This is a genomic window from Rhodococcus sp. NPDC059968, assembly GCF_042738615.1.
Taxonomy (GTDB): Bacteria; Actinomycetota; Actinomycetes; order Mycobacteriales; family Mycobacteriaceae; genus Rhodococcus_F.
In genome coordinates this window covers 92,445-104,994 of the sequence record NZ_JBHWUE010000007.1, presented here as the reverse complement: position 1 = coordinate 104,994, position 12,550 = coordinate 92,445, and the positions used below count along the sequence as shown (strand labels likewise).

At 65.1% G+C, this 12,550-nt stretch carries 12 protein-coding genes; all 12 read left to right on the top strand.

Annotated features, from left to right (window positions below):
- Positions 1–63 precede the first annotated feature (63 nt).
- The 12 genes from rplL to ACFWAY_RS09525 all read left to right on the top strand — a co-directional run bounded on the left by rplL (position 64) and on the right by ACFWAY_RS09525 (position 12,445).
- The gene (gene rplL / locus ACFWAY_RS09580) at positions 64–450 is read left to right on the top strand and encodes a 50S ribosomal protein L7/L12 (RefSeq protein WP_005252104.1); all 387 of its coding nucleotides are present in this window, start codon (positions 64–66) and stop codon (positions 448–450) included.
- A 303-nt stretch (positions 451–753) separates the two neighbouring features.
- Entirely contained in the window at positions 754–1,848 is a 1,095-nt protein-coding gene (locus ACFWAY_RS09575; RefSeq protein ID WP_005571709.1) for an ABC transporter ATP-binding protein, read from the top strand.
- 9 nt (positions 1,849–1,857) lie between these two features.
- Complete coding sequence (locus ACFWAY_RS09570; protein ID WP_005252107.1) at positions 1,858–2,652, top strand: ABC transporter permease; 795 nt, start codon at positions 1,858–1,860, stop codon at positions 2,650–2,652.
- A gap of 4 nt (positions 2,653–2,656) precedes the next feature.
- Complete coding sequence (locus ACFWAY_RS09565) at positions 2,657–3,517, top strand: ABC transporter permease (protein ID WP_005258256.1); 861 nt, start codon at positions 2,657–2,659, stop codon at positions 3,515–3,517.
- Positions 3,514–4,872: an MCE family protein gene (locus ACFWAY_RS09560; protein ID WP_378452359.1), complete on the top strand. Its 1,359-nt coding sequence runs from the start codon at positions 3,514–3,516 to the stop codon at positions 4,870–4,872. Before ACFWAY_RS09565 ends, ACFWAY_RS09560 begins: the two co-directional genes overlap by 4 nt.
- Complete coding sequence (locus ACFWAY_RS09555) at positions 4,869–5,948, top strand: MCE family protein (RefSeq protein ID WP_378452358.1); 1,080 nt, start codon at positions 4,869–4,871, stop codon at positions 5,946–5,948. Before ACFWAY_RS09560 ends, ACFWAY_RS09555 begins: the two co-directional genes overlap by 4 nt.
- Positions 5,945–6,940, top strand: a complete 996-nt coding sequence (locus ACFWAY_RS09550; RefSeq protein WP_378452357.1) for an MCE family protein — start codon at positions 5,945–5,947, stop codon at positions 6,938–6,940. Before ACFWAY_RS09555 ends, ACFWAY_RS09550 begins: the two co-directional genes overlap by 4 nt.
- A complete protein-coding gene (locus ACFWAY_RS09545) occupies positions 6,940–8,196 on the top strand; it encodes an MCE family protein (RefSeq protein ID WP_378510529.1) in 1,257 nt (418 codons plus the stop codon). The genes ACFWAY_RS09550 and ACFWAY_RS09545 overlap by 1 nt, the downstream gene beginning before the upstream one ends.
- Positions 8,193–9,494 carry an MCE family protein gene (locus tag ACFWAY_RS09540; RefSeq protein WP_378452355.1) on the top strand — a complete coding sequence of 434 codons (1,302 nt, stop codon included), beginning with the start codon at positions 8,193–8,195 and terminating at the stop codon, positions 9,492–9,494. The genes ACFWAY_RS09545 and ACFWAY_RS09540 overlap by 4 nt, the downstream gene beginning before the upstream one ends.
- Complete coding sequence (locus ACFWAY_RS09535) at positions 9,491–10,738, top strand: MCE family protein (RefSeq protein WP_378452354.1); 1,248 nt, start codon at positions 9,491–9,493, stop codon at positions 10,736–10,738. Before ACFWAY_RS09540 ends, ACFWAY_RS09535 begins: the two co-directional genes overlap by 4 nt.
- Before the next feature lie 134 nt (positions 10,739–10,872).
- Positions 10,873–11,469 carry a hypothetical protein gene (locus tag ACFWAY_RS09530; protein ID WP_378452437.1) on the top strand — a complete coding sequence of 199 codons (597 nt, stop codon included), beginning with the start codon at positions 10,873–10,875 and terminating at the stop codon, positions 11,467–11,469.
- A 79-nt stretch (positions 11,470–11,548) separates the two neighbouring features.
- The gene (locus tag ACFWAY_RS09525) at positions 11,549–12,445 is read left to right on the top strand and encodes a hypothetical protein (protein ID WP_378452353.1); all 897 of its coding nucleotides are present in this window, start codon (positions 11,549–11,551) and stop codon (positions 12,443–12,445) included.
- Positions 12,446–12,550: the final 105 nt, after the last annotated feature.

Below are 12,550 nucleotides of genomic sequence, written 5' to 3'. Positions count from 1 at the left end.
CACTGCTATAACCCCGCCCGGTCGCGGATCAGCGACATGGGACTTACAGGAAGGACCGCCACAATGGCGAAGCTCAGCACCGAAGAGTTGTTGGACCAGTTCAAGGAGCTCACCCTCCTCGAGCTCTCGGAGTTCGTGAAGGCATTCGAGGAGACCTTCGAGGTCACCGCCGCTGCTCCGGTTGCCGTTGCCGCTGCAGGCGGAGCACCGGCTGCCGCTGAGGCTGCTGAGGAGCAGGACGAGTTCGACGTCGTTCTCGAGTCGGCCGGCGACAAGAAGATCCAGGTCATCAAGGTCGTCCGTGAGGTCGTTTCCGGCCTCGGCCTGAAGGAAGCCAAGGACCTCGTCGAGGGCGCTCCGAAGGCCATCCTGGAGAAGGTTGCCAAGGACGCGGCCGACGCCGCCAAGGAGAAGCTCGAGGCTGCCGGCGCGAAGATCACCGTCAAGTAAGACGGTCTCTCCCGCGCTGCTCGCCGAGCAGACGAAGAGGGCCACTCCCCATCCGTGGGGAGTGGCCCTCTTTTCGCGTCCGCAGACGGCTTCGGAGTGTCGAGATTCCTGGCCGAAAGCTGGACGCGCGACCAGAAATTTCGCTACCGTTATCCCAGTTCAGACGCATTGTTTTGCATAGTGGGACCCGCTGTTGGCATGCTTCCTTACTCATGAGTAGCATCCCTTGTCACAGGTAACACGTCGATGCGATACAGTGACGCAACCCACACGGGGTGAGTGCATCGAACGGTCGCGGAGGTAATGGTGGGAGTCGAGGTATCCGTCGAGGGACTGACCAAGTCGTTCGGCTCGCAGAGGATCTGGCAGGACGTCACGTTGACCCTCCCCGCCGGTGAGGTCAGTGCGTTGCTCGGGCCGTCGGGTACGGGTAAGTCGGTGTTCCTGAAGTCGCTGATCGGTCTGCTCCGCCCGGAGCAGGGCTCGATCGTGATCGACGGCACCAACATTCTCGAGTGCTCCAGCAAGGAGCTCTACGAGATCCGCAAGCTGTTCGGAGTGCTGTTCCAGGACGGTGCCCTGTTCGGCTCGATGAACCTGTTCGACAACGTGGCGTTCCCGCTGCGCGAGCACACCAAGAAGTCCGAGTCCGAAGTCCGCAAGATCGTGATGGAGAAGATGGAACTCGTCGGCCTGCTCGGGGCCGAGGACAAGCTGCCGGGCGAGATCTCCGGTGGTATGCGCAAGCGTGCGGGCCTGGCCCGGGCCCTGGTGCTGGACCCGCAGATCATCCTCGTCGACGAACCGGACTCGGGTCTGGATCCGGTGCGTACCACCTACATCTCGCAGACGTTGATCGACATCAACGCCGAGATCGATGCGACGATCCTGATCGTCTCGCACAACATCAACCTCGCGCGGACGGTGCCGGACAACATCGGCATGCTGTTCCGCCGGCATCTGGTGATGTTCGGTCCGCGGGAGGTGCTGCTCACCAGTGAGGAGCCGGTCGTCAAGCAGTTCCTGAACGGCACGATGATCGGTCCGATCGGGATGTCGGAGGAGAAGGACGAGGCCACCATGGCGCAGGAGCAGGCGATGGTCGACGCCGGTCACCACGCCGGTGGTGTCGACGACGTCGAGGGCATCGTCCCGCAGATGAAGGCGACGCCGGGGATGCCGTTCCGGCAGGCCGTCGCCCGCCGCCAGGAACGCGTCCGGCACATCATGCACACCCTGCCGGAGAATGCCCAGATCGCCATCCAGGAAAGCCTCGACGAGACTTCCGGCGGAAACGGCGGCGGGGGCTACGACTACGCATACAGCCAGGAAGACACACAGGTCATCCCCGCATACCGGGGCGAAGGGTACGAAAACACCACTCACGGGCAAGGGTAGGCATATCGGATGGGGGTTACCCGCAGCTCGGTCTTGCGGCCGGTCAACGGTGCGCTGACGCAGGCCGGAAACATCGTCGAGCTCTTCGTCGACGTCGCACGAAACACGTTCAAACGGCCCTTTCAGTTCCGTGAGTTCATCGAACAGGCCTGGTTCATCGCCAGCGTCACGATCCTGCCGACGGCAATGGTCGCGATTCCGTTCGGCGCAGTGGTGTCACTGCAGACCGGATCGCTCATCAAGCAGCTCGGTGCGGAGTCGTTCACGGGAGCGGCCAGCGTGCTCGCCGTCATTCAGCAGGGTTCCCCGCTGGTGACGGCACTACTGGTGGCCGGGGCTGCGGGCTCGGCCGTCACGGCGGATCTCGGTGCGCGGACGATCCGCGAAGAGATCGACGCCATGGAGGTTCTCGGTATCAACCCGATTCAGCGCCTCGTCGTGCCTCGGGTGCTTGCCATGGTCCTCGTCGCGATCCTGCTCAACGGCCTCGTGTCCGTGGTCGGTATCGCGGGCGGGTACTTCTTCAACGTCATCCTCCAAGGGGGTAATCCCGGTGCGTACCTGGCATCGTTCTCGGCCTTCGCGCAGCTTCCCGACATCTGGGTCGGCGAGCTCAAGGCGGCCGTCTTCGGTGTCATCGCCGGTGTCATCGCCGCGTACAAGGGCCTCCATCCGAAGGGCGGACCCAAGGGCGTCGGTGACGCGGTGAACCAGTCTGTGGTGATCACGTTCCTGCTGTTGTTCTTCGCGAACCTGATCCTGACCATGGTGTACCTCCAGATCGTTCCGGCGAAGGGATCGTGACCCGATGACAATCGCCAAGGGACGCGGTGACCGGACGCTGATGGCAGCACGCCGAGTCGGTCGTGCGCCGCTCAACGTGCTCGACCGGGCCGGTGAGCAGATGTCGTTCTACGCCCGGGCAATCGCCTGGTCGCCCCACACTCTCGTGCACTACCGCAAGGAAGTGCTTCGGCTGCTCGCCGAGGTCACGTTCGGCAGCGGCGCGCTCGCCGTCATCGGCGGCACCATCGGCGTCATCGCGATGATGTCCGGCTTCACCGGCGTCGTCGTCGGACTGCAGGGTTTCGCCGCGCTCGAACAGCTGGGCAGCTCGGTTCTCACCGGCTTCCTGTCGGCCTACGTCAACACCCGTGAGATCGCGCCGATCGTTGCGGCACTCGCGCTCTCGGCCACCGTCGGTTGTGGTTTCACCGCGCAGCTCGGCGCCATGCGGATCTCGGAGGAGATCGACGCGCTGGAGGTGATGGCGGTACCGAGTGTGCCGTTCCTCGTCACCACCCGCATGATCGCGGGATTCGTCGCCGTCATCCCGCTGTACATCGTCGGTCTGCTTGCGGCCTATCTCGCGTCCCGCGTCATCAGTACCGTGTTCAACGGCCAGTCGACCGGGTCGTACGACCACTACTTCAACTTGTTCCTGCCACCGCAGGACGTCCTGTATTCGTTCGCGAAAGTGTTGATCTTCGCGTTCGTGCTGATCCTGATCCATTGCTACTACGGCTATCACGCCTCGGGTGGTCCTGCCGGTGTGGGTGTGGCCGTGGGTCGGGCGGTCCGCACCGCGATCGTCACCATCGCAGTTCTCGACTTCTTCCTGAGCCTCGCCATCTGGGGCACGACGACCACAGTGAGGGTGGCCGGATGAGCAACACGACATCTGTTGTGGGCCGACGGGTGCTGGGGCTGGTGTTCTTCCTCGTCCTCGCGTTGTTCCTGGCCTTCACCATCGGCATGTTCAACAAGACGTTCACCAAGGTCGTCAAGATCGACCTCCTCACCGATACCGCCGGAAATGCCCTGCCGCCCAATGCTGACGTGAAGGTCCGTGGCCTCATCGTCGGCGAGGTGCGCTCGGCGTCCTCCCAGGAGGGCGAGGTCACTCTGGCTCTCGCGATCCAGCCGGACAAGGCGCCGCTGATTCCGTCCAACGCGACGGCACGGTTGCTGCCCAAGACGCTGTTCGGTGAACGGTATGTGTCGCTGATCGTTCCGGAGGGCGACACCGCTCCGCCGATCCAGGCCGGCGACACGCTGCGTCAGGACAAGAGCGGCAACGCCGTCGAGGTCGGCGAGGTTCTGGACGGTCTGCTGCCGCTCCTGCAGGCGATTCCGCCGCAGGACCTGGCGAACACTCTCGGCGCGCTGTCCCAGGGTCTGAGCGGCCGCGGCGCCGAACTCGGCCTGACACTCGACCGGCTCGAGGAGATCTTCGGCGGGCTGAACACCGAACTACCTGCCATCCAGGAGGATCTGCGCGGTCTGGCGGACTTCTCGCAGACGTATTCCGAGGCGGCACCCGACCTGGTCAACGCCCTCGACAACCTGCGCACCACCGGAAACACCGTGGTGGAAAAGCAGGGCGAGATCTCCACGCTGCTCGCGTCGCTGACCGGAACCGCGTCATCCACCGCGGACCTCTTGCAGACGAACGCCGAATCGATCGTCAGTATCGCCGCCGATTCGCGTGAGGCACTGCAGATCCTCGGCCGCTACTCCCCGAGCTTCGAGTGCACGTTCGCGGGTTTCGCGAAGGCCGCACCGGTCGCCCGTGAACTGCTGGCACCGGACGATCCGTACCCGGGTGTGCGTGCCAGCGTGCAGTTCGTCAATCCGAAGGGTCGCTACGTGCCCAACCAGGACGAGCCGCGCCTGCTCGACAACCGCGGACCGGCTTGCTACGACCAGGTCACCGCACCGGGTGGAAAGTTCCCGCAGTACCCGGGCGGGTCGTCCTACAACGACGGTGCCTACCAGGTGCCCTCGCGCAATCCCGGCCCGTCGACCATCGACTTCTTCCCGGCGCCCGCCGGCGTCCCCGATCAGGTCCCGGGGTACGGAGCCCAGGTCACGCCGGCAAGTTACGCGGGTTCGAAGATGGAGCAGGACACCCTGGACGTCGTCTACGGCGAGGCCGGGGGCATGGCGCCGGAGGACGTGCCGAGCTGGACGACACTCGTCGGCGCGCCGACCATGAGGGGGACTGAGGTGAGCTTCAAGTGAGGGGCCTGACCGCACCATTGGTCAAGCTGATCGTGTTCGCCGTGGTCACCATCCTGGCGACCGGTCTGCTGGCCGCCACCATCGCCAACCTCGGTGGCGGCGGTGGCACCAAGTTCAACGCGATCTTCTCGGACGTCACCTCGCTCAACGAGGGCGACGAGGTCCGCATCGCCGGTGTGCGCGTGGGTCAGGTCGAGAAGATCGCGATCCACGACGACCGCGAGGCAGAGGTCCAATTCACGGTGGCGGAACGTGACTGGCTGCCCGCCAGCACTACCGCGACCATCCGCTTCCGGAACCTCGTGGGGCAGCGCTACATCGCGCTCGAGCAGGGGGAGGGCCAGCAGGGGATGAAGATGAGCGGCGGCGACACCATTCCGATGGAGCGGACCAAGCCTGCCGTCAACCTCACCACGCTGTTCGACGGGTTCCGTCCGCTGTTCCAGACCCTCAGCGCCGATGACGTGAACAAGTTGTCGTACCAGATCATCCAGGTGTTCCAGGGTGAGTCGGGGACCATCACGGAACTCGTCAAGAACACGGCAAGCCTCACCAACACCGTCGCCGACAAGGACCGGGTGATCGGTGCGGTGATCAACAACCTCAACGATGTGCTGGCCACGGTGAATCAGCGTGACGATCAACTCGATTCGCTGATCGTCAACACCCAGCAACTCGTCACGGGCCTGGCGAACGAGCGGGGAACCGTCGGTTCGGCGGTGACGTCCCTCGCGGGACTCACCGACGCCACGGCCGACCTGCTCGAACCCACCCGACCGTCCATCCAGGAATCCATCACGTCGCTGAACACGCTGGCGACGACGTTGAACCGTAACTCCGACACGGTCAACAGCGTTCTCCAGACGCTTCCGGTGAAGCTCGAGAAGCTCGGCCGGGCAGCCAGTTACGGATCCTGGTTCCAGTTCTACCTCTGTGGAGTCGACATCGTCGCAGGACCAGGTACCGCGCCCCAACTGAACCTGCCCACGGGCTTGCCCACCGTCAACCAGCCGCTGTACACGAACTCGGCGAAACGGTGCACGCAGGACGGCCTACAGGAGTTGCAGACACGATGAGCAGACGTCGCAGCCCGGCAGTGGCTGGTGCCCTCGGCATTCTCGTGGTGCTGTTGGCCACCCTGTCGGCCTTCTTCCTCGATTCGCTGCCGTTCATCGGCGCCGGATCGACCTATCACGCCGAATTCACCGAGGCGGCGGGGCTCAAGCCCTCCAACGAGGTCCGGATCGCCGGCGTCAAGGTCGGCAAGGTCACGTCCGTCGAACTCGACGGCGACCATGTGGACGTCGCCTTCAAGGTGTCGGACGCGTGGGTCGGCAACGAGACGTCCGCGTCCATCCAGATCAAGACGATCCTGGGCCAGAAGTACCTGGCCCTCGACCCCCGCGGCTCGGACACGTTGAACCCGAGCGACGTGATCCCGTTGGACCGCACCACGTCTCCGTACGACGTGATCGAGGCGTTCTCGGCCGCCGCACAGACGGTGGGTGACATCGACTCCGATCAGCTCGCACAGAGCATGGTGACGCTGTCGCAGGCGTTCGAGGGAACTCCCACGGAGATCCGCGCCTCTCTGGACGGTGTCAGCAGGCTGTCGCAGACCATCGCCAGCCGTGATCAGGAACTGCAGAAATTGTTCGACGCGACCGGCAAGACCACCAAGGTCCTCGCCGACCGCAATTCCGAATTCAACCGGTTGATCAGCGACGCCGGTCTGCTGCTCGGTGAGCTCAACAGCCGTCAGCAGTCGATTTCCCAGCTGCTCACCGGAACTCAGCGGCTGTCGCAGCAATTGACCGGACTCGTGCGCGACAACGAGGCCGCCATCGGCCCCGCGCTCGAACAGCTCGACGGTGTCGTCGAGATCCTCAAGGCCAATAACGAGAACCTGGACAAGGCGATGAAACTGTACGAGCCGTTCGTCCGCCTGTACACGAACGTGGTCGGTAACGGTCGCTGGTTCGACCAGGTCGTGGTGAACCTCCTGCCGCCGGGTCTGCCCGACATTCCCGGTCCGCGCGATCCCGTCCGCACGTTGGGGGGTAACTGATGGCAGACGTCGAGAACGGAGCCGAGCGCGGAGGACGCGGCGGGGTCGCCCTCATCGTGGGAATCGTCATTGTCGCGCTGGTGATCGCCGGCGCCCTGTGGTGGGTGTTCACCCGCGCGGGCACCACGAAGATCACCGCGTACTTCGACAAGTCGGTAGGCATCTACGAGGGTTCCGACGTGCGGATCCTCGGTGTGAAGGTCGGATCCGTCGACGGTGTCGAGCCGCAGGGCGATCAGGTGAAGGTCGGCATGCGCGTCGATCGTGGCGTCGACATTCCCGCCGACGCGAAGGCCGCACAGGTCACGCCGTCCGTGGTGTCCGACCGGTACATCCAGCTCGCGCCTGCCTACACGGGTGGCGACAAGATGCAGAGCGGTGCCGTGATCTCGCGTGACCGCACGGCCACTCCCGTCGAGGTGGATGAGCTGTACGCGAGCATCGAGAAGCTTTCCACCGCTCTCGGCCCTGACGGGGCGAACAAGGAAGGCGCGCTGTCACAGTTCGTGGAGACCGGCGCGGCCAACCTCGACGGCAACGGGGAGGCGCTGGGGCAGAGCATCAATCAGCTGTCCGACGCCGCCCGCACGCTCAACGAGAGCCGCGGTGACCTGTTCGACACCGTGAAGAACCTCCAGGTGTTCGTGGGTGCGTTGGCGGCCAACGATCAGCAGGTCCGTGATTTCAATTCGCAGCTCTCCGACCTGTCCGGATTTCTTGCGGGGGAGCGGGAGAACCTCGGTGCCGCCCTGAACCAGCTGGCGATCGCCCTCGGCGACGTCTCGAAATTCGTGGCCGACAACCGGGAGATCCTTGCCGAGAACGTCGACGATCTGGTTCCGGTGACGCAGACCCTCGCGGACAACCGCGAGTCGCTGGTCAATTCGCTGACCCTGCTTCCGCTGGCGATCAGCAACCTGGCCAACTCCTACGACGCGGAGTCCGGCACCCTGGCCTCGCGCCTGGCGTTCCCGGATCTGCAGGATCCGGCCGGCGTCGCGTGCAAGTTGATCGACCTCGGCAAGCTGGTTCCCGGCGATCCGCGCTTCGAGCAACTCGGGCGTCAGATGCAGCCGCTGATCGACAACTGCGCCAACGTCACGTCGCAGATCACGCAATCGGCGAAGACGCCGTCGCTCGTGCTTCCCTTCGGGATCATGAGTGCCGACAACATTCAGCGGACGGTCACGCCCGGCACGGTGCCGGGTGTCGTGTCGCCGCGATTCGAAAGCGCAACGGGTGGTGAGGGCGAATGAAGCGGTCGGTAATCCTCGGCGCCGGTGCGTGCGCCGTCGCCATCGCAGTGACGTCCTGCTCGTCGGAGGGAATCTACGGGGTTCCGCTGCCGGGCGGTCCGGATGTCGGTGACCACCCGATGCACCTGACGATCCAGTTCGACGACGTCCTCGACCTCGTCCCGCAGTCCGCCGTCAAGGTCGACGGTGTTCCGGTGGGCCGGGTCGAGTCGATCAAGGTGGCGCCGGACGGCTGGACGGCGGACGTGGAGGTCGTCCTCGACTCGTCCGTCGACCTCGCTGCCAACGCGGTCGCCGCCATCGAGCAGACCAACCTGCTCGGCGAGAAGTTCGTCCAGCTGTCCGAACCGCCGGAAGACAAGGATCCCGCACGGCTCGAGGACGGCGACACGATCTCTCTCGATCGCACCCGGCACGCCACGGAGATCGAGCAGGTACTCGGCGCGTTGTCGCTGCTGCTCAACGGCGGCGGTGTCGGCCAGTTGCAGCCGATCGTGCACGAACTGACCACCGCACTCGACGGGCGTGAGGATCGTGTCCGGGGACTTCTCGAGCAGACGAACACGCTCATCGACGGTCTCAACCAGCAGCGCGACGACATCACCCGCGCACTGGACGGACTCGACGCCCTGACCACGCGAGTGGACGAACAGAACGAGAAGATCGGGCTGATCCTCGACCAGCTCCCGATCGCCGCCGAAGTGCTCAACGAGCAGCGCCCGCAGCTCACCCAGATGCTCACGCAACTGGACCGGCTCGGTACCGTCGGCACGGACGTGATCAACCGGTCGAAGAACGATCTGATCGCGGATCTCCTCGCGCTGCGGCCGACGCTGAAGGCGCTCGCCGACTCGGGCGACAACCTGCCCAATTCGCTCGCGTTCATCCCGACCGTCCCGTTCCCGGACGGCGTCGAGAAGATCGCGCTCGGCGGATCGGTCAACCTGTTCCTCACGGTCGACCTGCAGATCGGCGACGCGCTGAGCGCGCTCGGCGTCGGTCAGGGCGACCCGGTGTACGTGCCGCCGAAATTCGGTGAGCCCAAGCCGATCGTCGATCCGTCGAATCCGTACTACAACGGCAACGGACCGAAGCCGGGATGGCCGACGGTGTCGCTACTGCCGATTCCCCCGATCATTCCCGCCCCGACGGGCCTGCGGATCCCGGGTCTCCCCGGAACCGCACCCGCGGCCGGCAACGGTGGCGCAGAGAACGGCACGACGGACGGCGCAGCGCCGTCGCCGCAGAACCCGCTCGGGGGACTGCTGGAGCAGTTCGGAATCGGGGGTGGACAGTGAGGTCACGACTGGTCAGGATCCAGCTCGTCGCGTTCGCCATCGTGGCAATGCTCGGGCTGGTCTACGTCGGCGCCAAGTACGTCCGCCTCGACAACCTGCTCGGGTTCGGTGAGTTCGACGTGAACGCGCAGTTCAAGGACTCCGGCGGCATCTTCACCAACGCCGAGGTCACATACCGCGGGGTTCCCGTCGGCCGCGTCGGCGATCTGTCCCTCACCGCGGACGGCATCAACGTCGAGTTGAAGATCTCCTCGGGTGGGCCGGACATCCCGGCGTCGGCCAAGGCCGTCGTCGCCAACCGATCCGCGATCGGTGAGCAGTACGTGGACCTTCAGCCCGACAGCGACCAGGGGCCGTTCCTCGAACAGGGTTCGGTGATCACGGAGGCCGACACGTCGACACCCGTTCCGGTCGAGCAGGTGCTGATGGCCACCGACGGTCTGGTCAGGTCGGTTCCGGTCGACTCGCTGCGCACGGTCGTCACCCAGCTGGGAACGGCATTCAACGGCAAGGGCGAGGATCTGCAGACACTCGCGGACTCTCTGTCGACGCTGACGAAGGACGGACTCGACGTCCTCCCGCAGACGCTGGCCCTCATCAGGGACAGCCAGACGGTGCTGGCGACGCAGTCCGATCAGTCCTCCGCGATCGTCCAGTTCAGTTCGGACCTCGACGCGGTTGCGGCGCAGCTGCGGACCAGCGACCCCGATCTCCGCGCGATCATCGACAAGGGAATTCCGGCAAGCGACGAGATCGGTCTGCTGGTGAACGAGACCGGTCCGAGTCTCACCACCGACCTGACGAACCTCGCCGCGGTCGGCGACAAGCTGGCACCGCAGGCGATCGCGCTGCGGCCGATCCTGATGTTCCTGCCCGCCATCGCGGCGTCCGCGTCGACCGTGGCTCCCGGCGACGGCACGGTGCACCAGGGCATCGTCCTGGAAACCAACAATCCGCCGTCGTGCACACTCGGTTACGAAGGGACGCAGGAGACCCTGGCCGAGATGAAGCGGCAGGACCCGAACTTCGACGACACCCAGCAGGACTTCCCGTTCAACACGAAGGCCAACTGCGACGCTCCTCAGGGAAGCGTGACGGGTGTGCGAAGTGCAGATCGCATCGTGTTCGCCGATCCGGACACGATCCAGCCATGGGATTTCAAGCCGAAGGTCATGCCTGACACTCTCAACTTGAATCCCATCGCAACGCAGCTCGCGCCGCTCCTCGGGGTTACTCCCAAGTAGCATTCGGTCCCGACCGACGGCGAGTAGAAGAAAACAATCAGTAGGGTATTGGTGTGACGCGAATTACCACGCCCCCGGAGGCGGGACAACCGGCTCCGGGGAAGGACAGAATTCTGAAGGCCTCGTTTGCTGCGGTGACCGCACTGGTGGTGGTCGCGGTTGTCGCAGCCGGTTGGTTTGGCTTCGGGTGGGCGCGCGCTCTCTTCGTGGAGAAGCCGATCGCCGATGCACGCGATTCTGCGTTGACAGGCGCCCAGCAGGCCGCGATCAACCTCAACTCGGTCGATTCCCAAGACCTCGACGCATCTTTCGAGAACATGAAGTCGTCGATCACGGGCGACAAGATGAACCAGGATCTCCAGGCGACGATGGACGGGTTCACGGACCAGATGCGTCAATCGGGTGCGGCGAGTAAGGCCGAGCTGATCCAGGGCACACTCACGGAACTGAACACCGACGACGGCACCGCGAAGGCGCTGGTCGTCGTGGCAGTCACCACCACGTGGCCCGACCGCTTCGACAAGGCCAAGGTAACGATGCGGATGGACGTCCAGGACGTGGACGGGGTCTGGAAGGCCTCGTCGGTCGAACCGGTGGGCGGACGTATTCCGCTCGAGAGCGGTCCGGTGCCCGCCGACGGCGCGGCTCCTGCCCCGGCCCCCACCGAACCGGCCCCCGCCGAGCAGGCGCCGGCCGAACAGGCGCCCGAAGGCGACAGCGGCGGTCAGTAGTCCTGATGTGCCGCGGCGGCGTGTCGCTGCGGTGTCCACGTCGACGACAGCTCGTCGTGTAATGAGAAAGTGGTGAACTATGCCCCCCAAGCGCCGAAACAACGTGCCGGACAGCGCTGCAAAGGGCAGGCGTCCGCGCGTGGCGGGGACCCGTCAGACAACGCCGAAGCCTCCTCGATCGGAAACCCCGGTCACTGAGGCGGAGCCCGTCACGAAGCCGGAACCTGCGAAGAAGCCGGAACCGGTCGAGAAGTCGGAACCGGTCGTGAAGTCGGCCCCGGTGGCGAAGGCCGAGGCCGCGACGACCGCAGCAGCGGCCGCCGAGGCCACCACGAGCACGTCCGCCGAGACGGCGAAGGCGGTGACGACGGCAAAGGCCGCGTCCGCGGGGAAGACGAAGGTGCCCAACCTTCAACCGCGCATCAGTAAGCAGCAGGCCCCCACCGCCGCCGAGACCGCGGCCGTCGGCAACGGGTCCAGCAGGATCACCTGGAAGCTCGTCGGGATCCTCGGAGCTGTGGCGGTGGTGCTCGGGGTGTTCGCGGTCGTCGCGGCATTCAAGCCCGGCGCAGACATCACGAACACCGCCTGGGTCGACGAAGGCGCCACCGCCGAGGTGACCAAGGCGGGAACCGAGGCGATCGAGACGCTGTACACGTACAGCTACGAAACCATCGATCAGGACTTCGACAAGGCGCGCGGCTACCTCGACGACGCCAAGCGGGAAGAGTTCGACTCGACAGCCGACACCACCAAGCAGGCCGCCATCCAGACCAAGACGGCCACCCAGGCCTCCGTCACCGACATCGGGGTCACGGTGCTCGACGGCGACCGCGCCGAGCTGCTCGCGCACATGAACGTCAGCGCCACTGGTGACGCCGTGGCTCAGGGCAGTGCCGCGACCCCGTTGTCGATCAAGATGGAGAAGATCGACGGCAAGTGGGTGCTGTCCGACATCTCCGACAGTGAGGGCTGATCCTCCCGACCGGAAAGAATTGAGCCGGAACAGGAGTCGTGCACCCTCGGCGGGTGGGTGCTGAATTGCCCTCTCCGGCAAAGCGAACCGATTCCCATCTAATCG